The following is an 18,797-nucleotide window of genomic DNA, read 5'->3' as shown; positions in this document are numbered from 1 at the left end:
AGAGGAACTGCCATGCCCCCGCGCCCCCAGCCCTGCCCCGGCGGCGGCCAGCCCCCCAACCACACCTACACCCGCAACGTCCGCGGTTCCGGCGGTGTCGTGCGGCAGGTGACGGCGGCGAACTGCCCGGTCAACCACGACGGCCACTACGACCTGCCGGTCATCAACGGCATCGTCGGTGACCACGCCCAGTAGGGCTCCGGCCGAGTCGACGCTCTCCGAACCTGACGTGTGCGCCGCACCGCGTTTGCGGTGCGGCGCACGGCTTTGTCGGTGGCCTCCGCTACCGTGACACCTGGCCGTCGCTGCGCACGGCCGCGCCCTGGCCGACGTGTCCCACGCACACCCGGCGAACAGGCCAAGCCCACCGGGCAGGCAGCACGAGATCCAGCGACCTTCGACGACGTGTTCCGCCGCGACGAGACCACCGCGGCAGGAGCGTGGGACCTGCCGGGAACGGGACTTTCCGTCATGACCTCCACCAACCCCGACCGGCCCAACGCCCGCAAGGCGCAGGCCCGCCGGCTCGCCAAGCGCACCGGCATGCCCTACGCCAGCGCGCTGCGCCAGGTCATCCGGGCGGCCGAGCCCTGGGAGCCCCAGCACCGCTGGATCCTCACCGACGACGTGCGCGCCTGGCTGTCCGGCGAGAGCTGGCGCGGGGTCAACTACGGCGACCTCTACGCCTGGCTCGACAACGAGGTCAAGCCGACCTTCGACTGCGACTGGTGCGGAGAACCCGGCGACGCCCGCGAGAACGACTCCAGCCTCTCGCTCATCGTCACCGCCTACGACCCCGACCTCTCCCCGGTCACCCACCACATCGGCACGAAGAAGTACCACGCGACCTGCAAGCCCTCCTCGATCGCGTGGGCGGTCCCCGCGGACATCCCCGCCGGCCCGCAGTACCTCGGCCTGCCGGCCAGCGCCAAGCCCGCCATGGTCGGCGAGTTCGAGCTCGAGGTTCACGCTCTGCTCGACACCGACCCCGAGGACGACACCCAGCACGCGATGCTGCTGCTGACCGCCCACGTCGTCCAGGACCACGGCCAGGGACCCTTCGCCTGGCTGACCGAACTCGAGCTGTATCTCGGCAGCGAAGGCGTCGGCCGCGTGCACGAGCTCGACGACGAAGACGAGACCGGCTGGGCGCTGCGCGTCGCCACCGAGCACGCCGACGACAACCACTCGCCCTGGATCGCGATCCGGACCGGACACGGCGAGAACGCCGACGGCACGCCCCATCATCTGCTGGTGTGCCAGCTGGACCTGCCCGACGGCTGGGCCGACGCGGCCCGCGGCGCCGGCCACGTCGACGTCGTCGTCGGCCCCTGCACCCGCCATTGGGACAACGCCCCGGTGCCCGAGGACCTGGCCGACGAGATTGCCGAACTCCTCGAGGACGACGCCGCGGACCGGTGCGGCTGTGGCCACCTGACCGCCGAGCACGTGGTCGACCTGGTCGAGTCCCACGCGTTCCTCGTCGGCTCGGTCCGCGTGCTGACCGCCGAGGAGGTCGCCTGAGATGACCGCCGCGAAGAACACCAGGACCCGCACGCCCAAGGACTACGGCCCGATCCAGACGCCCACCGCGCTCGGGATGCCGATGTGGCAGTTCGAGCGCGCGGTGAAAGCCGGGCTGATCCCGTCCGCGGACCCCGCTACCGGCCGCTGGCCCGCCGCGGTCGTGCACACCGCGCTGGCCGAGATCGAGCAGATCAAGGCCGCGGTCGGCTCCCAGCCCGACGTCGGCGCCAGCCGCGCCGCGGACGTGCTGGCCGCGCGCTTCGGCATCGAGGTCCCCGCCGACGTTCTGCTCGAGCTCGATCGCCTCGGACTCATCCCCGAGGTCGGCGAGTACAAGGACTACCCGCTCTACGACGGCCGTGCGCTGGAGCACTTCGACGACCGCGCCGCACTGGAGAAGGCCCTCGTCGACGGGCGCCTGCTCCAGCGCACGGAGGTCGTCGAGCACCTGCGCGTGCGCGCGTCCGACGTCGAGCACCTGATCCGCGCGAACTGGCTGGAGCCGGTCACCTGGGTGCGCAGCGGCCGGCAGCGCCGCCGCTCGATCCCGGCGGTGCCGCTGTTCCGCGCCGCCGATCTCGAAGTCCTTCTCGACCATCCGGCCATCGACTGGGACGCCGTACGCGCCACTCCGGCCGGGCGGCCCTCGCCGCTGGCAAAGCTCTCCCCGCGGCAGCCGGCCACCGCCAGCTCCGCGCCGGCCTGAACGCATCGCGGGCGTCGCACCGCTGACCTGGCAGTTTCCGGGTTTCCTGAGTTGACGGATCTTGTGCGAAACAGGAAACCCATTTTCCCAGGTCAGCGGTGCTCCGATGCTGAATTCATGACCACTTTGTCGACCCTCACCCGGGGCCAGGGCGCCGGTGACGCCCCCTACACCGCCGCCGACCTCGACGTCATCGCCGACAACGTCGCTCCCATGCACGGCCACCCCAACACTCCCCGCCTGTTCACCGGGCCTGGCGGCCTGGCCGTCACCGAGGACGGCATCGTCCAGGTGCCGCCCGGCTTCGACTGGCTGGCCGACCGCGCCCACCGCAACGACCCCGGCCCCGGCAGCCGCGACGCCGCGGTGGCGACGCGCCGCGACGGCGTGGGGTGCGTGCACCCCGGCATCACCGCGTGGGCCATCGCCCGCGGGTGGCCGACCGACCAGCACGGCCGTCCGGTCAACCCCCGGTACGCGTCGCTGCTCGCCGACCCGCGCATCGGGCTGTGCACCGGCCTCGGCCCCTCGTGGCGCTACGGCGAACAGGTCGTGACCGACGCCGTGGCGGTGGCCGACGGGCACGTGGCGCTCATCGACCGCGACACCCCGCACAACGGCACCATTCCCGCGCTGCCCGGCGGCTTCGCCGAACCCCAGGACTTCGGGCTGACCTTCGCGGACTGGACCACCGGGCACCGGCCGGTCACCCCGGCCGGAATCATCGCCAACGCACTACGCGAGCTGGGCGAGGAGACCGGGATCGCGACCCCGGACGGATCCACGCTCCGGATCGTCCGGGAAATCCGCCCGGTGTCCAGCCCGCACACCCTCAACGCCTGGACCGTGGTCTACACCGTGCTGGTGGTGCTGCCCACGCGCCAGTCCGTCCCCGACGGCTTCCGCGCTCGATGGACGCCGCTGGACACCCTCGACGCGGTGCTTCCCAACATGTGGGGCGACCACCGCAACGCCCTGACCGCCGCCCTCGACCAGATGCAGCGCGGACTCTGACCCACCTGACGACCTCGACACGAAAAGGCGAACGCCAGCCCGGCCACCCAACGCGAGGGAGGCCGGGCCGGCGTCGTTGGTCGGGCCGCCGCTGACCTCGCCGCGGCCCGGCGCGGCCGGGAGCTCCCCGCGAGGAACCTGGAGGCCGGTCAGAACGTGCGGTCGCGGACCTGCATGAAGCCATACCGGTGCGCCATCTCCACCAGCACCGACCGGACCAGGCGACGCCGCGAGTCCGCGTCCAGCCCCGGCGCCGAGTGCACCGCGACGAACAGCTCGGTCAGCCGGTCACGGCGATCACCGGGCCCGAACGGCTCCAGGTCGAAGACGTTGGCCAGCACCAGCTGCTCCCCGGCCTGCTGGTCGTGCCGCGACTCCGTGCCGATCGACAGCTCGACCCGCGGCACCCCCGCCCACCGGGGCGAGGCCGGGGAGCCGTCCTCGGCGCCGTCGATCAACTGGGGCAGCAGCTCGGTGGCGGTGTCCCAGGCCGCCACGAAGAACTCGACCAGGTCGTCCACCGACCAGCGCAGATCGGCTGCCGGATCGTCCAGGACCCGGGACCATGCGTCAAAGTTCTCCACTCGCACCTCGGCGCAGGTGACGACCGCAAAACCTCGTGACGCCGGCGGCAGCGTCATCATGACCTCGGCCGACAGCGCGAGCTGCCCATCCGGAGCGGTGATCTCGCAGGTGTAGCTGAGCCGATCACTGGCGTTGCCGTTGCGTCCCGGAGCCCAGCTACCGGCGAACATGCGACCGCGGGACAAGGCCGTGGTGATCCCGGCCAGCGCGCTGAACGGAAGCTGCGGAAGCACCGCGTCCAGCCGGTCCGGGCTGATCTTCGCGGTGTCAGCACCGGCCAACGGCAGAACCGCCAGCACCCGCGCCCGCAACTGCGGTGGGTTCGGCCCACCGGTCCAGTTCCCCGTCACTGCCGACGTTTCCGTGCTGACGACCGGGTCCGGTTCCCACCGCCACCCTCGCCCGGCCGCGCGCAGCAGTCGGCCGGGACCCCAGTGACCACCCGACAGCGCCACTTCCGTGGCGTCCTGGCCGACGACGCGGGTGGTACCGGCATCTCCGGCGGGGAGTCCGAGCGCGGCAAGCGCGTCGCCGTCCGGGGCGCCGCTGCCCTGCTCGCGCAACGCCTGCCAGATCTCGCCGGCGACCGCGACGGGGCGGCGCCCCGGGCGGGCGCACAGCACCCAGCCGGTCTGCTGTCCCGGTGCCCGGAAGTGCTGCGCCACCCCGGGACCGCTTGCGGACGCGAGGGAGACCGGCTCGCCCAGCGTCACGCCGTGCCCGGCGAGGTCGCTGACGGCCTGCTGAAACGGCTCGGTCCAGCCGGGTTCACCGCCGCCGACCGTGTACTTCGGCTCCTCCTCACGCGGGGCCTGGATGGCCGCGAGCGCGGCGGCCAGCTTGTCGGCCCCGTCGCCGGAGTTGGCGTAGCCCAGCCCGATGAAATGCTGGATCTCGTGCGGCCGCAGCCACGTCGTGCCGTCGCCGCGGCGGACCGGGACACCGACGGCGCTCTTGCTCACCTCGGCGGTCCCGGTCGGCGCCGGCACAGCGAACAGCTGGCTCGAGCGCGGCTGGGCCGGGATGTCGATGACCAGCACGCCGGTGCCGTTCCCGCGCTCGATCCAGTCGACCGTCACCTCGCGCAACGCGGGCAGCACCCGCGTGGCGATGACCTGGCGGTACTGGTCGAGATTGACCAGCGTGCGGGGAACCGGGTGCAGGACGTCGACGATCTCCTCGCCGTGTTCCTTCCTGGTGGCGAACCCCACCACCAGCAGGCCGCCGTGCAGGGTGTTCGCGAACGCCGCCACGTCCTTGGCGAGCTCTTCGGCCCCTCGGGGCTTGTCGAGCGGGTAGATGCGCTCTTTCACATCCAGCCAGGCGCATTCCCGCTCGCCGAGCAGCGCTTCGGCGTCGCCCTGATGAAGAGCCCGCCGAGCACGTTCCAAGCCGGAAGCCGTCATGCGCGCCATCATCGCGCGCTCCACCCGCGCCCCGGCTCCGCGGGCATCGCCGGCGCGGAAAGCCCGATCAGCTGATCGCGGCGAGAAGGGCTTCGCGCTGGCGCTGGCCGAGCCCACCGACGCGCCGGCTCTCGGCGATCTCGGCCCCGTCGATCAGCTGGCGCGCCCGGACATCCCCGATGCCCGGCAGCGCCTTCAATACCGCCAGCACCTTGGTCTTCTTCACGATCTCGTCGTCGGCGTCGGCTTTGGCCAGCACGTCGGCGAGCGTCGTCTCGCCGGCCTTGAGCGCCCGCAACAGCTCCGAGCGCGCCGTCCGGGCCGCGGCGGCCTTGGCGAGCGCGGCATTGCGCTGTTCGGGAGTGAGGGTGGGCAGAGCCATTCAAGTCCCCTTTGTCGATCGTCGAGGCGCTGGTCGCGCCCCATTTCCTGGCCCATCATGGCCTGCGCAACCCGGCCAGCACGGTGTGCCCGGCGTCTTCGGCGCGGCGCGAGTCCCGAACGCGCTGGCGCGGTCAGCTGCGGGCGAGCACCGGCATCGGCTCGCGGACGTCCCACTCCAGCAGCGTCCGGCCCGACTCGCGGTAGAAGGACTGCTTGGCGCGCTTGCGCATCTCGTAGCTCTCGCGCCCGCGCACACCCCACACCTCGACATAGGTCTCCGGGTCGACGTCGACGAGCACGAAGTCGGGAAAGACCTCGGTGCCGTCGTAGTGCAGTGGCTTGTGGAACGCGCGGCCGGCCGCGGCGAGCGCGTCGGCCATCGCTGCTTCGTAGCTGGAGTCGGCGGGCAGGTACGAGCTGGTGGTGAGCATCGCGGCCAGGTCGACGACGGTCGGGTAGCCGCGGCGGCTGCGCTCGACCAGGCACAGCGCCACCTGCCGGCGGCCGTCCTGGGTGGCCTGCGCGCCGAACGCGCTCGGATACGAGCGGCGGACGCGATCCATCAGCTGGGCGGAAGCGAACAGCGGGGCGCGCTGGTGGGCCAGGCGAATCCGCACGCCGTAGTCGGTCGCCTCGACAGCCCGGAGCTCGCCGAGTACCAGGCCACGCCGGCGGACCTTCCCGAAGTTGGCCAACCGGCCCAGGAACCGCTCCCACGCGGCGTTGATCCTCTCGGCCTGCGCGCGCTGGAACGCCGGCACGACCCACAGCGCGTCCGCCAGCTCCAGCCGGTTGACCCGGCAGTCCCCGGCTTGCTCGTTCAGCAGCTCGCGGCAGTCGCGCCAGCTTCTGCGTCCGTCGCGTGGGTGCCACACGTTCAGCTGCGCGGACTCCCACAAGTAGTGCAGCAGCGCCAACAGGCCCATCGCTCGCCGCGCGGTCGTGACCGACCCAGCCGACGCGGCCGGTGGAGCCGGGGTGTCGGACGGCGCCGCGGTCGCGCCGCGAACGGTCAGCGGCGTGGACAGCCGGATCGACGTGCCGTCCTCGCCGACGGTGATGGCCTCGGCGTAGGCGCTACGCCCCGACATCGCCGACGGGCTGCGGAACCACGGGCAACCGGGCGCGTGCTGCTGCCCGCCCGCCGGCCAGTTGGCCAGGTGGTAGCGCCCGGCGCGGCAGCGGATCACCAGCCTCACCAGCTGATCCGTGCGGCACAAGCACACCGCGTGCCCGACCTCGCTGCGCGCCCGCCCGAACAGCGAGGTGTACCGCTCCGGGTGCTCGCGGACCGCGGCGATCGGGACGACCCGGTCGGCCAGGCGCACCTGGCCCGCGGCCTCCGAGGCCGCACCTGCGTCGGCGGCTGGGCGGTGGCCTGCTGAGTACACGGCGTCCTCCCTTCGCCGGGTCAATCCATTTCCGATTGTCCCTGTTCACGGCACCGTCCCGCCGCCTCTTTCGCGCACCGGTCGCGCCGGAGGGCCCCGGTAACCCGATCGTGTCAGCGGCCCGGCTGCCACACTGCTCCGGCGTTGCCGCGGCCGCGCGCTCCGTTCAGGCCGCGACCGACACGAAGGCGAGTCCGCCGTGACCATGGCCCTGGACCTGACCCGTGGCGACGCGTTGCTGGCCGCCGGCCGCGACGCGGACCGCTTCCACACGCTGCTGCACACGCTCGACCGGGACGGTCGGGTTCCGCAGGTGCTCGCGTCCTGGACCTACATCAACGCCAACTACTGCACGGACAACCCGGCGGCCGCGTCACTGACCATCGTCGCCACCCGGCCCGAGCTGGGCCCGAAGGTGCAGCACGCCCTCGCCGGGTTCGGCCGCGCGGGCACGCCCACCGCACGCGCCAAGTGGTGGGCACAGATCTCCCCGGACGTCGAGCTCGCCTTGTCGGTGGCGATGACCGCGGCGGTCACGATCACCGACCGGCTCCCCCGCCTGCCCGGCCGGGCGATCCAAGCCCTGGAACAGCTGTGTTCGGTGTTCACCGGCGGTGACACCGCCGCCTCGATGGCCGCCGCCCGGATCGTCGTCGGCGCGGCCACCGACTGGCAGCCGCCGCTGCGCCTCGGGCTCAACCACGCCGTCGTCGACGGTGCCGCCGGAATCGTCGCGCGGTGCCTGCTGAAGCTGGCCGCGGCCGCGGTCGACGCCGGAACGGTCCCGAAGGAGACGACGGCGCGAGCCGGCCACGACCTCGACACGGCAACCGAACCCGCCCAGCGAGCCCAGATCATCGCCGTGCGGGCCGCGATCGCGGAAGCCGCCGGAGACGGCGCCGACGCGGTGGACGCGCTGCTGGCCGACATCGACGACACCGAGCTGGCGCCCCTGTTGACCAGCTGGGGCGAGATCGCGTCGACCGCGCTGATCCGGACGCCCCGCTGACCGCCCGGTCGACCCGAGTTGATCGCTAGGGTGACCGGATGACCGACGAGCTGGCAGGTCTTGCGCGTGACGGCATCACGCCCCCCAGGCTGGACACCATCCAGCTGTTGCGCGCCTACCTCGTCACCGATCACGCCCGCGCGGCCGAGATCATCAAGGCACTCGACCCGGCGGCCAGCGACCAGGTGTGCTCGGACCTGGTGGGCATCTACGTCCCGATGGCCAGCCGCGCCGAGCGAGAGAGCCGCGGCTGGTCCACCCAGGAAATCCACGAAACCTTCCCCCGCGTCGTCGCCCGCATGAGCGGCGACACCTTCACCTTGACCCCCGAGCAGGTCTATGACGTGTGCGAGGCATGGTTCGCCGGCCGCAGCGCACAGGTCGTCGCGATGACCCAAGGCGAGCCGACCCGGGAACTGTGGCTGCACGCGGCGGCCTCGTTCACCATGACCGTCGGCGTCAAAGCCTTTGGCCCGCAAGCTTTCGGCGGCTACCTGACGCTGCTGCGGAAGCTCCGGACCGCGGCAGCGAGCACCGACGCCGCCGGCCCGCGCTGAACGGTCGCCGTGCCCGCACCACCCGCCGCCGGCCTGACCATCGTCCTGGACCCCACGCCGCATCCGCTCGCGCACCGGTTCGCCGTGCTCGCCGCCACGCAGAACGGCTGGCGCGGCGGCGACTCCGCCTACGCGATCGACCTCGCCCACGGACGCCAGCGCCTCTGGCTGTTCTCCGACACCCTGCTGGCCGACAACCGCATGGTGAACAACTGCATCGTGGTCGAAGACGTCGCCCCCGGCGGACTGCGCACCGTCCTCGGCGGAACGCCGGGCCAGCCCGATGCCCTCGTCACCCCGATCGACAAGGTCGGGCCGGACGGCCTGACCCAATGGCTGTGGACCGGCCACGGCGTCGCGGTGGACGACCCCGCGCTGCCCGCCGACCGGCACCGGCTGTGGATCTTCTACCAGGAGTACCAGGCCACGGTGCCCGACGAGCAGAAGACGGAATGGGACTTCGCCTGGCGCCAGACGGTTCTGGTCGAGCTCACGCTCCCGGACCTGCGCGTGCTCAGCCGGACGCCGATCGCCGACGGTACCGGAGTGCAGTGGGGCGCGGCCGTCCACCGGGTCGGCGATGAGCTGCTGGTCTACGGCGTGGCCGACGAGGGGAAGCACAAGCACCTGCTGCTGGCCTCCACCTCGGCGCTGCGGCCCGCGGCAACCTGGCGTTACCGCAGCGCCGCCGGAACGTGGTCGCCCGAGCCAGCCGACGCGGCACGGCTGCTGACCGGGGTGAGCAACGAGGTCAGCGTCCTGCCGCTGCCCGACGATGCCGGGTGGCTGCTGGTCACCTCCGACACCCGCAGACCACACGGTTCGTGGCCGATCGTCGCCTACCGAGCCCAGCACCCGGCCGGTCCGTGGACCGGGCCCCAGCTGATCCTCGACCCACCAGAGAACAGCGCCGGCCGCTACGCCTACAACCCGACCCTCCTGCACCAGACCGGCAACAGCTTCCTGCTGGTGTACAGCGTCAACGGGCCGCGGGCGGACGTCCTGGCCGACGACACCCTCTACCGGCCGCGGTTTCGCCACGTCCGGCTCAGCGCCGAGCCGCAGCTGCCTCCCGGCCGCGACTGACGGCCTCAGGCAGTCCGGCCAGCTGGGCATGCACCACGGGGCCGCCACACCCTGCTGTCGGAAGGGCGAACCTCCCGAACCTACCGAACCTCTTGCGAAAGTCTCGGTAGGTTCGGTAGCTTGAATCTACCGAACCTACCGAAACTGCCGATCGACGCGCTGTAGAGGTTTCCGGCCGGGCCTCGCAGACCCACGTCGCGCAGTCCACATCGCGCACCACGCCACGCGGGGAGACAGCAGTGCCCACCACCATGTTGACCAGCGAGCAGCCGGCCACCGTTCCGTTCCAGCGCACCTCGGCTCACCGGACTCCCTGTTCCCAGCGCCAGGACGGCTCGCCAGCCCGCCACCAGGTCCCGCCCGCCGGCGACGAGCCGGACGACGCCGCGCTGATCGCCGCGGTGCGCGACGGGCAGCACGCGGCGTACGGCGTGCTCTTCCGCCGGCACCGCCCCGCGGCCTACAACCTGGCCAACCAGCTGACGAACCGGGCCATCGACCCCGACGACCTGGTGGCGGAGGCGTTCGCGAAGGTGTTCGCCATCATGCGCGCTGGCGGCGGCCCCCACGCCACCTTCCGCGCCTACCTGCTCACGTCGCTGCGTCACGTCGCCTACGACCGAACCCGCCGCGCCCGCAAGGTCGAGTTCACCGAGGATGTCGAAACCTTCGCGATCGACACCAACAACCCGGAGTTGATCGCCGAACCGTTCCAGGACACCGCCGTCGCGCAGCTGGAACGCGGCCTGGTCGCACGGGCCTTCGCCCGCCTTTCCGAACGGTGGCAGGAGGTGCTGTGGCGGCTCGAGGTCGAGGAGATGACCCCCGTCGAGATTGCCCCCGTGATGGGGCTGACCCCGAACGGCGTGTCCGCCCTGGCCTATCGGGCCCGCGAGGCCCTGCGGCAGGCGTACCTCCAGGAATACGTCGCCGAGCCCGACGGCCAGCCGGAAGCCTGCCGGGTGATCACCGGAAAGCTGGGGGCGTGGCAGCGGGGCGGCCTGTCGAAGCGGGAGACCGCACAGGTCGACGCCCACCTGGAGACCTGCCCGGCGTGCCGTGCCGTCGCCGCCGAGCTCTGGCAGGAACTACCCGCCTGACAGCACGTGTCCGGACCTCGATCCGGACGATGATCGGTATGAAGGAGCAGTGATGAAGGACGAGACGACGGACTGGTCCGGCTCGGGCTGGTCGGTGCACCGCGAGCCCGGCGCCGCAACGCCGATCACCGTGCACGTCGACGGGCCGATGGACGCCGTCACCAGCCGGCAGCTCTACACCGCGCTGCACCACGCGGCCTGGTGCGACGACGAACAGGTCAGCCCCGAAGACTGGGCGCACACCCTGCTGATCGCGCTGCTGGTCCGCGCCGGAGGCAGCGTCGAACTCACGCCGGAGCAGCTGGCGCCCGACGCACTGGGCGGGCCCAACGGCGGCCACTACGGTTTCCAGACGGAGATCACCGACAGCGGCCTGCGGGTCTCGGTGGTTCCCGCGCGGCCCGGCGGATGATCCGCGGGACTACTTGCCGCGTGGCGGTACCGTTGTGACGGGCGGCTGGCGCAGGCGCCTTGCCGGTAGCAGGTCCGAAGACCTCATCTACAGGCCGTCAGAAGGGGTTTACAACTCCCTGCGCCCTCAAGATCATCCCGAAGCTGCGCCGACCTGGTTCCGCCGTCTACCGGGGACGCATATCCATGACCTGCAACGACAGCCCCGAGTACCGCTTCGGCTCGTACGTCATCACGGCCATCGGACTGCCGCCGGCCTCCACCACGATCTGCGCCACCTCGACGCCGATCAGGTCCGGCCCGTCGGCGCGGGCGGCCTGCTCGCCGGTCTCCAGCGCGTTAGCCGCCGACAGTGCCAGCACCTCCACCGGGCCGGCGGGGTCGTTGAGCATCCAGGACAGATCCGGGTGACGCCCGCCCAGCTCGGTCCCGGCGACCAGCAAGGACACGGCAGGCACGACCAGCAGCCGTCCGCTCGTGATCGCCTGAACCACCACGGCCTGCGCCAGCCGGGGACTCAGCTCACGTTCGTAGGCGATCAAGAAAGTCGAGTCGAGCAGCAGCGCGCGCGGCAGGGTCACGCGGCGTGGTCCGAACCGAGCTGGTCAACGCGCGCCAGGATGTCGCGGGCCTGCGCGTCAGCCGCCTGATACTCAGCCGAGTCCGGGTCGATGCCTCTGCGGGTCAGCAGCGCCTGGGCGACCTGCGCGCGATGCTCGAACGCAGCTCGGCCGCCGGGAAGAAGCCGGTCTAGCTCGTGGGCCGGCAGCGCGGCCAGCGACGCCACGTCAACCCGGTCGCGCGCCGCGATCCGCTGCACCAGGTACTGGTCAGCGGGCGAGCGATTCGCGAGCGCCGAAGTCATGCCCCCGATGATAGCCGGGCAGGCCGAGGCCAGGAATGCCTCGAACGGTTCGGCAGCCGGGCAGTACCGCCCTGGCGTCGCTCGCCACACGGCGCGATGCTGGCGGCGGGCCGCCCGGAAGACCGCTGTCCTCTATCGTTTTCAGGTGAACAGCCCACTGACCAGCCAGTGCATGGAAGTGCCCGCGTGAACACGGCATCGGGGGCGGCCACGCTCGTCCCGCACCGGTTGAGCTGGCAGGAGTTGCCCGAGCAGGTGCGGGCGGCCGCAGAATCGGCGCTCGGCGCGCCGGTTGTGCGCGACGTGTCTCAGTCCGGTGGGTTCTCGCCGGGCCTGGCGTCCCGGCTCGCTCTTAGCGATGGGCGCCGGGTATTCGCTAAGGCGATCAGCGCCGACCAGAATCCGCGGGCGCCGAGGCTGTATCGGCGCGAGATCGAGGTGATGCGCTCTCTTCCGGCTTCGGTTCCAGCGCCGCGGCTGCGGTGGAGTTACGACGACGGCAAGTGGGTCATGCTCGTGCTCGACGACGTCGACGGCGCGATGCTGGCCACGCCGTGGCGCCCGGGGCAGTTCGCGCGGGTGATGTCCGCGTTGGAGCGGTTGGCCGACGGGCTCACCCCGGCACCCGTCCCCGCGATGTCCATTGTGGATGACCTCGCCGAGAACTTCCGGTCATGGCACGCCATCGGGGCCGACCCGCAGCTCGCCAGCCGGCTGGACGAGTGGGCGCGGGCGAACTTGACGCGGCTGGCGGAGCTGGAGTCGGGCTGGGCGTCGGCGGCTCGGGGCGACACCTTGCTGCACGCCGATCTGCGGGCGGACAACCTGCTGCTCACCGACGACACGGTGATAGTGGTGGACTGGCCTTACGCCGTCACCGGTGCACCGTGGGTGGACGCACTGTTGTTCCTGCCCTCGGTGGCCGCGACCAGCGACCTCGACCCTGAACAGGCGTGGCAGGACTTCCGGCCCGCGCATGCCGCCGCTTCCGGCCAAGTGAACTCGGTGCTTGCTGCGGTGGCCGGCGACTTCTTGTATCAGTCCTTGCTACCCGCCCCGGCGGGCCTGCCGACGCTGCGGGCGCACCAGCGCGAGAAGGGCATGGCAGCGCTGGCCTGGTTGCGCCGCCGGATCAGCTGAGCGGGAAACCTCGACAAGCACGACGCTGAGCCTCGATACCTTGGTCGAGGCCCAGCGTGTGCGTTGTCGTGCTTCGGTGGTCACGCCGATCGAGGCGGGTTGACCAGCTCGATGCCGATCGCGACCACTCCCAGCGCTTCCCGCTCCGGTGGGTAGATCTGGCGGATGTTGGCCAGCTGTTCTTCGCGCGTGGCCAACGGGTTGACCGACGTCACGGCTTCGTGGTCGAACATCTCCTCGAAGGAGGCGTAGCGGGCCACCTTGGTAACGCGCGTCAGAACTTCGTCACCCTGGCAGCGGAACCGGATCAGCGACCCCTGCTTGATCTTCTGACGGCTGGAGTCGTTGACGCGGATCTCAGTGGTCTTGCGTCCAGTGGCGATCAGGTCGAAGTAGCGCTTGTAGATGCCCATCTCGTGGGCGCGCACAGGCATGGTGGTCGGGCGGGCGGTCATCAGGCGGCCGAGCTCCTTGACGGTGAACGAGCGGAAGAAGTGCTTCGGGTCGGTCAGCAGCTCGCTGACCAGCCACACCAGCGCGTCGACGTAGTTGTCGACGTCGCCGGTCCAGGTGGTGGTGTCGAGCATCCAGGGCTCGACGTCGGCGGGAAGGGCGCCTTTGCCTTGTTCGCGCAGGAGCGACTTGGACAGCTTCGCGCCGGTCGGAGCAAGCACTTGCGGGGTGAAGATCCGCATCGGCATCGCGGTCGGCGGCGTTCCCAGCGCGCCGAGGGCGCCGTCGACGAGCTGACAGCCGAATGTCCAGTCGCCGCCCTTCATCATCACGTGCAGCACGTCGGTGTCCCGGCCGAACGCGCGTTCCTTGACGAGGTTGCGGTACAGCGTCGCCAGGTCCAGGTAGGGCGTGGAGTCCTCGGGGTCGATGTGCGCCTCGTAGCCGCCGTGGTCGAAGCAAGTGGCGGTGAAGGTGGCGCCGTCCTCGTCCAAGCCGGCGAGCTTGGTGCGGTCGGCGCGCTTTTCCGCCCAGCCGCAGTACGGACACGGAACGCGCACGTGCACCACGCCGTGGGAGGGCGCCATCCACCAGCGGATGTCCTCGATCCGCTCGAGCGTGCGCAGGAACTCGGCGCGGAAACCGGGCGTGGCCTGCTGATCGGTGTAGGTCTCGATCGCGTACTCGGTGCCGGTCGCCTCGGCCAACGAGTCGAAGAACGACAGGTAGTAGCCCTCGATCAGTTCGCTGATCTTGTCCTTGCCCAAGGCGTGGAAGTAGGTCTGCTGATAGGCGTGGTGGGTCTCCGGGTCCAGGATGACCTCGTGGGGAGCGTTGTCCAGCGCGCTGAACCGCACCGTGGTGTCGATGGAGAACTCGCGGCGGGCGGTCTTGGCCAGGAGGAACGCCGCGGTCTGCACCAGGTTGGTGCCCAGGTGCGGGGCACCGTTGATCTGGGTGCCGACCACGAACTCGATGCGCGAGGGTCGTGCGGCGAGCACGCGCGGCCGGAGCAGGTCGATCGAGCGCAGCAGCGCGTTAGCCAGCACGCTGTTCGGCGACAGCAGCAGGCCCGGCGTGCCTGCTTTTGCGGTGCGGGACAACGACATCACGCTCCTCGGCTTGGTTTGGGCAGACGCAGGTTGGCGCAGATGAAGTCCAGCCGGGCGGCGGCGGAGTCCGGGGCGACGAAGACCGGCTCGTAGCCGGCGTCGAAGTAGCCCTGGACGATCAACTCGTGCACCCGGCGGATCTCACGGTCCTTGGCCCAGACGATGTCGTCGGGGTCCTCGAAGGTGTCCAGCGGATCGAGGACGAAGATGGTGTCGTACCGGTACCGCCGAGTCGCCTCTTCCAGCTCGCTGGTGGGGCGCAGGCCGAAGAACGCCTCCCAGCCGTAGCCGTCGGGGATGCCGCGGTTGTAGAAGCGGACGCCGTGTTGGTGGGCGGTGTACTCGGCCACGAAGGCGTCCAAGACCTCCAACGAGTACTCCCGGCGGTCTTCGCGGCGCAGATGCCGGCCGAGTCGTTCGCGGTGCTTGCGGTAGATCTCTCGGCCGGGCTCGTCCTGCATGCAGGGAATTCCGGCGGCGTGCACTGCGGTGATCAAGTCGTCCTTGCCTGACGAGGGGCCGCCGGTGATGACGTACCGGCGGGGAGCCTCGTCATCGGCGGCCTTCAGCGCGGCGGTGAGCGCGGGTGAGGGTGTGAGGTTGTTGCTGCTCAATGCTGTGATCCGTTCCTGTTCTCGGTCGTGGTCTTGTCGTGTTCCGACGGCGTGAGGAAACCCTCGATCCAGGCGTTGCCCAGCTCGGTCTCGTCGTGCAGGGCCTGGACAAATTGCTCGCGGCTGGCACCGCCGGACGCGGCTTCGGTCAGGCGGGCCGCCTGCGCGTCGGTCAGCGGCGGCGTCCAGCCGGCCAGCGCGGTGAGCTCGTCGGCGGAGGTCTTCTCCAGCTCTGAGGCGAACGCGGTGGTGTAGTTGACCGCTTCGGCGCGAGCCGCGCCCCAGCGCCATGCGGCGGTCACCGCAACCCGAACGATGGCCGTGCGCTCGGCCTCCAAGCTGATCAGGCGCTCCAGGGCCAGCAGTTCGGCGCGGGCGGCGAACAGCGCGGACCACAACCGCGACAGGTGCTCCTCGTGCTCGGTCACTTCCCAGGCGAACGGGTCCGGCAGTACCAGTTGGCGCTCGCCGGCCGGAGCGAGCCGGGGCGCGATCATCGGTGACCGCGTGAAGCGGTCGGCGTCGGCCAGTAGCTCCCAGGCCACCCGCTCGAGCAACTTCGGCTCGACCCGCTTGCGGAAGTGGTGTACTTCGTACCCCGCCAGCGTGGCGGCCTGCGCGCGGCGGGCGGTCAGGTTCTGGCCCGGTTCGGCAGGTGGCAGCCCGAACAGCGCTCGCGCCGCTGCGGCATGGCGGGCATCCGGAAAACGAGCAAGCAGGCCACGCAGCGTGCCGTCCAACGCAGCGGTGCGGCTCGCCGGGTCGGCTGGGTCCACGGCCCTGGCGACGATTCCGCGGAGGTTGAGCAGGGCGGTGTCGGCGCTGGCCGGCGTGACCGGGAGGCCCCGCCGCAGCAGTCGCGCGACCGCGGCGCGAACCTCGTCCTCGACTGGGCCTTTTTTGGGCATGTACTGAGTGAAGCATGATGCCCAGAAAAAGCCCAGTCCTCGTCTTGGCGGCTCTGAGTCGCCAGGCCGGCCTGCTCCTCTGCCTGCGACGGCAGGTGATGGCCGGTAACGACGCTGCTTTCCGGCGCGACCTACGCGGAAGTAGGACATGGGGTGAGGTGCAGATGCATGAGCAGGACGTGGTTACGCGGGCGTTAGTCGAATGGAGGGCCGACATCGACAGCGTGAGGTTCCCGGACTTGCTCTGCGTGGAGGCGGCCGTCGCCGTCGTAGTCGCCGCCCGCCGGCGAGGATGCCGAGGCACCGGGCAGTTCTGGTGGCGGCAGCGACGCCGCTCGATCAGCGCCTGAATCCCTGATCAAGGGGAGCCAGGACGTCGCGCAAGCGCCGATCGGCGCAGATCCCGGTCAGCCGGTGGGCAACGGGGCGCGAGTGCTGTCGAGGGTGTCGAGGAGGTCGCCGTGCTCGTCGACGCGGTCGAGAACATCCTCGGCTGTGAAGACCAGCTGGCTCGCGTGACGGGAGGCGCGGACTTCCGCCCAGGTGACCGGCGTGGAGACGGTTGGCCGGTCGCGGCCGCGAAGCGAGTACGGCGCGATGGTTGTCTTGGCCGGGTTGTTCTGCGACCAGTCGATGAACACCTTGCCCGCGCGCTGCGCCCTGGCCATCACTGCGGTCACCTGCTCAGGTGTCTGCCGCGCCAGGTGCCGGGCCAGCCGCTTGGCGTAGGCGGACGGCGCCGCGGGGTCATCGGTGCTGATCGCGCAGTACAACTGCATTCCCTTGGAACCGGACGTCTTGGCGAACGCGGTCAGCCCGTCGGCGGCCAGCAGGTCGTTCAGCCGTTCCGCGACCCGACAGCAATCCACGATCGACGCGCCGGGCCCGGGGTCGAGGTCGAACACCAGCCTGTCCGGCGGCCGGCGCGCCGGTGGCGGCCCCAGGTCGACGATGCACTGCGGGACGTGGATCTCCAGGGCGGCCATGTTCGCCTCCCACACCAGCGCCGCGAGCTCGTCCAGCAGCGGGTACTCGATCGGTTCACCGCGCTCGCCGTGACGGCTGCGGGAACTCGTGCTCGGCAGCCGGACCGTGGACAACCAGCTCGGAGCGCCGCGGGGGACGTTCTTCTCGAAGAACTGCTGTCCGTCGACGCCGTCGGGGAACCGGATGACCGTGACTGGCCGCCCGGCCAGATGTGGCAGCAAGACGGGGGCAATGCGGGAGTAGTAGTGGATGACCTGCGCCTTGGTAAACCCATCCGGGTACAACGGCTTGTCCAGGTTGGACAAGGTGATCTGCCGTTTCCCGGCCTGCACCGTGATTTTCGCCCCGGTCGGCTGCGCCGGCGCGGCCGCGGGTTCGGAAGCCGTCGGGTTGACCGGCGGGAGCTGGGCGGCCACACGCGGCTCGGTGCGGGGGACGAGGACGTCGCCGGGCACACGGTCGGCACGCAGGCCACGCCAGCTGGTGTGGCGCAGGCGCCCGGCACCGCGCGTGAACTGCCGGTATTGGACCTCTCCGACCAGTACCGGGTCGACCCAGCGGGCGCGGACGACGTCCTCCCGCGGCGGCGTGACCGCGAACGGGTGCTGCGACCGCTCCAGCGGCTTGAGGCGGGTTTGCAGGCGGTCGCGTTCGGCTTCCTTGAAGCCGGTCCCGACGTCGCCGATGTAGCACAGGTCGCCGGTGTCCGGATCATGCGCGCCGAGCAGCAGGCCACCGACCTTCCCGGCGAAGCTGCCCTGTCCCGGGCGCCAGCCGCACACGATGACCTCGGTGGTCTGGATCAGCGGGTGCTTGAGCCAGGCGTCGGTGCGCTTGCCCGGCGTGTAGACCGCGCGGCGGTTCTTCGCAACCAGACCCTCGTGGCCGGCCGCGGCGACGTGGGCCAGCAGATGCGCGGGCGTGCAGCGATCGGCGTCGAGCTCGGTGAAGGTGAACCCCCGCACCACCGCCACCCGGTACGGATCCGGCATCGGCAGCGCCAGCAGCTGCTGCCGGCGTTCGTCGTACGGAGCGCCCAGCAGCGACCGTGTGCCGAGCTGAAGCAGGTCGAAGGCCAGGAACCGGACCGGCAGGCCCTCGAACGGCTCGCCGCGGCGGATCGAGCTGCGGTGGGTCTGGTAGCGGCCGCGACGTTCCTGCAACATGCCGAACTCAGGCTGGCCGGCCTCGTTGTAGACCACGATCTCGCCGTCCAGCACGGCGGCCCGGCCCTCGAGGGCCGGGCCGAACACGCTGGTGAGCTCGGCGAACTCGTCGGTGAAGTCGTTGCCGGCGCGGCTGGTCAGCCGCGTCGTGCCGTCCGGGGCGATCTGCATGCAGGCGCGGTAGCCGTCCAGCTTGTACTCGTAGGTCCAATCTGGGCCTTCGCGCAGTCGCCCGCCGTCGGGCTTGGCCAGCATCGGCTCGACCCAGCCGGGGACCCGGGAGCTGTCGCGACGGGCTGTGCGCGCCATCCCCGCACCTCCCGCCGACTCCGCGCCGGGACCGGCCCGCCGCCGGTTCCATGGTCACCCGGACGGC

The 18,797-nt window shown here is 71.1% G+C and carries 19 protein-coding genes; 10 read left to right on the top strand and 9 right to left on the bottom strand.

The features are described from left to right. The first annotated feature begins 12 nt into the window (after positions 1 to 12). From AB5J73_RS48440 to AB5J73_RS48425, 4 genes are all read left to right on the top strand, one after another. The gene (locus AB5J73_RS48440) at positions 13 to 195 is read left to right on the top strand and encodes a hypothetical protein (RefSeq protein ID WP_370973882.1); all 183 of its coding nucleotides are present in this window, start codon (positions 13 to 15) and stop codon (positions 193 to 195) included. 276 nt (positions 196 to 471) lie between these two features. Continuing rightward, positions 472 to 1,524, top strand: a complete 1,053-nt coding sequence (locus tag AB5J73_RS48435) for a hypothetical protein (RefSeq protein ID WP_370973880.1) — start codon at positions 472 to 474, stop codon at positions 1,522 to 1,524. Between the two features lies 1 nt (position 1,525). Continuing rightward, on the top strand, positions 1,526 to 2,233 hold the full coding sequence (locus tag AB5J73_RS48430; protein WP_370973878.1) for a hypothetical protein: 708 nt from the start codon (positions 1,526 to 1,528) through the stop codon (positions 2,231 to 2,233). Between the two features lie 117 nt (positions 2,234 to 2,350). Beyond that, positions 2,351 to 3,247 carry an NUDIX domain-containing protein gene (locus AB5J73_RS48425; protein WP_370973876.1) on the top strand — a complete coding sequence of 299 codons (897 nt, stop codon included), beginning with the start codon at positions 2,351 to 2,353 and terminating at the stop codon, positions 3,245 to 3,247. Between the two features lie 149 nt (positions 3,248 to 3,396). On the opposite strand, the gene AB5J73_RS48420 is transcribed toward AB5J73_RS48425, so the two are convergent. From AB5J73_RS48420 to AB5J73_RS48410, 3 genes are all read right to left on the bottom strand, one after another. Further along, positions 3,397 to 5,262 (bottom strand): RNA-binding domain-containing protein, encoded by a 1,866-nt coding sequence (locus AB5J73_RS48420; RefSeq protein WP_370973874.1) that lies wholly within the window; start codon positions 5,260 to 5,262, stop codon positions 3,397 to 3,399. A gap of 43 nt (positions 5,263 to 5,305) precedes the next feature. After that, entirely contained in the window at positions 5,306 to 5,620 is a 315-nt protein-coding gene (gene mihF / locus AB5J73_RS48415; protein WP_370973872.1) for an integration host factor, actinobacterial type, read from the bottom strand. A 133-nt stretch (positions 5,621 to 5,753) separates the two neighbouring features. Then, complete coding sequence (locus AB5J73_RS48410) at positions 5,754 to 7,013, bottom strand: DUF1173 family protein (protein ID WP_370973870.1); 1,260 nt, start codon at positions 7,011 to 7,013, stop codon at positions 5,754 to 5,756. Positions 7,014 to 7,212: 199 nt separating this feature from the next. On the opposite strand from AB5J73_RS48410, the gene AB5J73_RS48405 reads away from it, so the two are divergent. The 5 genes from AB5J73_RS48405 to AB5J73_RS48385 all read left to right on the top strand — a co-directional run bounded on the left by AB5J73_RS48405 (position 7,213) and on the right by AB5J73_RS48385 (position 11,177). Then, on the top strand, positions 7,213 to 8,022 hold the full coding sequence (locus AB5J73_RS48405) for a hypothetical protein (protein ID WP_370973868.1): 810 nt from the start codon (positions 7,213 to 7,215) through the stop codon (positions 8,020 to 8,022). A gap of 38 nt (positions 8,023 to 8,060) precedes the next feature. Beyond that, entirely contained in the window at positions 8,061 to 8,579 is a 519-nt protein-coding gene (locus tag AB5J73_RS48400; RefSeq protein ID WP_370973866.1) for a hypothetical protein, read from the top strand. A gap of 9 nt (positions 8,580 to 8,588) precedes the next feature. Next, positions 8,589 to 9,665 carry a hypothetical protein gene (locus tag AB5J73_RS48395; RefSeq protein ID WP_370973865.1) on the top strand — a complete coding sequence of 359 codons (1,077 nt, stop codon included), beginning with the start codon at positions 8,589 to 8,591 and terminating at the stop codon, positions 9,663 to 9,665. 239 nt (positions 9,666 to 9,904) lie between these two features. Next, complete coding sequence (locus AB5J73_RS48390) at positions 9,905 to 10,765, top strand: sigma-70 family RNA polymerase sigma factor (protein ID WP_370973863.1); 861 nt, start codon at positions 9,905 to 9,907, stop codon at positions 10,763 to 10,765. 52 nt (positions 10,766 to 10,817) lie between these two features. Further along, positions 10,818 to 11,177, top strand: a complete 360-nt coding sequence (locus tag AB5J73_RS48385) for a hypothetical protein (RefSeq protein WP_370973861.1) — start codon at positions 10,818 to 10,820, stop codon at positions 11,175 to 11,177. A gap of 166 nt (positions 11,178 to 11,343) precedes the next feature. Here the strand turns inward: AB5J73_RS48385 and AB5J73_RS48380 are convergent, their stop codons facing one another. Together AB5J73_RS48380 and AB5J73_RS48375 are read right to left on the bottom strand one after the other, a co-directional pair. Next, positions 11,344 to 11,757 carry a hypothetical protein gene (locus tag AB5J73_RS48380; RefSeq protein WP_370973859.1) on the bottom strand — a complete coding sequence of 138 codons (414 nt, stop codon included), beginning with the start codon at positions 11,755 to 11,757 and terminating at the stop codon, positions 11,344 to 11,346. Continuing rightward, positions 11,754 to 12,041 carry a hypothetical protein gene (locus tag AB5J73_RS48375; protein ID WP_370973857.1) on the bottom strand — a complete coding sequence of 96 codons (288 nt, stop codon included), beginning with the start codon at positions 12,039 to 12,041 and terminating at the stop codon, positions 11,754 to 11,756. Before AB5J73_RS48375 ends, AB5J73_RS48380 begins: the two co-directional genes overlap by 4 nt. A 186-nt stretch (positions 12,042 to 12,227) precedes the next feature. On the opposite strand from AB5J73_RS48375, the gene AB5J73_RS48370 reads away from it, so the two are divergent. Continuing rightward, the gene (locus AB5J73_RS48370) at positions 12,228 to 13,181 is read left to right on the top strand and encodes a phosphotransferase family protein (protein ID WP_370973855.1); all 954 of its coding nucleotides are present in this window, start codon (positions 12,228 to 12,230) and stop codon (positions 13,179 to 13,181) included. Positions 13,182 to 13,261: 80 nt separating this feature from the next. Here AB5J73_RS48370 and AB5J73_RS48365 read toward each other — a convergent pair whose 3' ends face one another. The 4 genes from AB5J73_RS48365 to ligD all read right to left on the bottom strand — a co-directional run bounded on the left by AB5J73_RS48365 (position 13,262) and on the right by ligD (position 18,730). Further along, a complete protein-coding gene (locus AB5J73_RS48365; RefSeq protein WP_370973982.1) occupies positions 13,262 to 13,636 on the bottom strand; it encodes an ASCH domain-containing protein in 375 nt (124 codons plus the stop codon). 1,106 nt (positions 13,637 to 14,742) lie between these two features. Continuing rightward, complete coding sequence (locus tag AB5J73_RS48360; RefSeq protein ID WP_370973853.1) at positions 14,743 to 15,360, bottom strand: AAA family ATPase; 618 nt, start codon at positions 15,358 to 15,360, stop codon at positions 14,743 to 14,745. Then, entirely contained in the window at positions 15,357 to 16,268 is a 912-nt protein-coding gene (locus AB5J73_RS48355; RefSeq protein WP_370973851.1) for a hypothetical protein, read from the bottom strand. Before AB5J73_RS48355 ends, AB5J73_RS48360 begins: the two co-directional genes overlap by 4 nt. 407 nt (positions 16,269 to 16,675) lie before the next feature. Then, positions 16,676 to 18,730 (bottom strand): DNA ligase D, encoded by a 2,055-nt coding sequence (ligD, locus tag AB5J73_RS48350; protein WP_370973849.1) that lies wholly within the window; start codon positions 18,728 to 18,730, stop codon positions 16,676 to 16,678. Positions 18,731 to 18,797: the final 67 nt, after the last annotated feature.

Source organism: Amycolatopsis sp. cg9, from assembly GCF_041346945.1.
Taxonomy (GTDB): domain Bacteria; phylum Actinomycetota; class Actinomycetes; order Mycobacteriales; family Pseudonocardiaceae; genus Amycolatopsis.
This window is presented reverse-complemented; position numbering and strand designations above follow the sequence as displayed.

Bases quoted from the DNA above. Each gene is read 5' to 3' on its own strand.
- AB5J73_RS48440 (WP_370973882.1), top strand. From the start codon at position 13: ATGCCCCCGCGCCCCCAGCCCTGCCCCGGCGGCGGCCAGCCCCCCAAC.
- AB5J73_RS48435 (WP_370973880.1), top strand. From the start codon at position 472: ATGACCTCCACCAACCCCGACCGGCCCAACGCCCGCAAGGCGCAGGCC.
- AB5J73_RS48430 (WP_370973878.1), top strand. From the start codon at position 1,526: ATGACCGCCGCGAAGAACACCAGGACCCGCACGCCCAAGGACTACGGC.
- AB5J73_RS48425 (WP_370973876.1), top strand. From the start codon at position 2,351: ATGACCACTTTGTCGACCCTCACCCGGGGCCAGGGCGCCGGTGACGCC.
- mihF (WP_370973872.1), bottom strand. From the start codon at position 5,620: ATGGCTCTGCCCACCCTCACTCCCGAACAGCGCAATGCCGCGCTCGCC.
- AB5J73_RS48400 (WP_370973866.1), top strand. From the start codon at position 8,061: ATGACCGACGAGCTGGCAGGTCTTGCGCGTGACGGCATCACGCCCCCC.
- AB5J73_RS48385 (WP_370973861.1), top strand. From the start codon at position 10,818: ATGAAGGACGAGACGACGGACTGGTCCGGCTCGGGCTGGTCGGTGCAC.
- AB5J73_RS48375 (WP_370973857.1), bottom strand. From the start codon at position 12,041: ATGACTTCGGCGCTCGCGAATCGCTCGCCCGCTGACCAGTACCTGGTG.
- AB5J73_RS48365 (WP_370973982.1), bottom strand. From the start codon at position 13,636: ATGACCGCCCGCCCGACCACCATGCCTGTGCGCGCCCACGAGATGGGC.
- AB5J73_RS48355 (WP_370973851.1), bottom strand. From the start codon at position 16,268: ATGCCCAAAAAAGGCCCAGTCGAGGACGAGGTTCGCGCCGCGGTCGCG.
- ligD (WP_370973849.1), bottom strand. From the start codon at position 18,730: ATGGCGCGCACAGCCCGTCGCGACAGCTCCCGGGTCCCCGGCTGGGTC.